This window comes from Neisseria sp. P0008.S010 (assembly GCF_051962715.1).
GTDB classification, from domain to species: Bacteria; Pseudomonadota; Gammaproteobacteria; order Burkholderiales; family Neisseriaceae; genus Neisseria; species Neisseria elongata.
Genome location: NZ_JBQCVA010000140.1, coordinates 1 through 516 on the forward strand (window position 1 = coordinate 1; position 516 = coordinate 516).

The following is a 516-nucleotide window of genomic DNA, read 5'->3' on the forward strand; positions in this document are numbered from 1 at the left end:
CTGGCCAAGGTAGAACGCAGCATTCAGGAAAAACTCAAAAAGCAGGCCAAACGCTACAACAAGTCCTATCCCGGCGAAATGGTGCACGTCGATACCAAACGACTGTCGCTGCTCAAAGGGCAGAAAGCCACCGACAAACGAGATTACCTGTTTGTCGCCATTGATGATTTCTCAAGAGAACTGTACGCCGCCATCCTGCCGGACAAAACCGCAGACAGTGCGGCCAAGTTTCTAACGGAACAAGTCATCGAACCCTGCCCCTATTTGATCGAGTGCGTGTATTCGGACAACGGCAGCGAATATAAAGGCGGGGCAAGTCATGCTTTCGGCACTGCCTGTTATGAAAACGGCATCAATCAAAAGTTTACCCGTCCTGCCCGTCCGCAGACCAACGGCAAAGCCGAGAGGGTTATTCGGACGATTATGGGAATGTGGCACGAAAAGCAGAGTTTTGACAGTCCGGAACACCGGCAAAAGGAGCTGTGCCGATTTGTGAACTTTTATAACACCGTGAAG

1 protein-coding gene is annotated in these 516 nt (G+C 51.0%); it reads left to right on the top strand.

All coding sequences use genetic code 11. The features are described from left to right. The coding region (locus tag ACTHSL_RS12900; protein ID WP_440381689.1) for a DDE-type integrase/transposase/recombinase at positions 1 to 516 on the top strand (516 nt) is incomplete at both ends.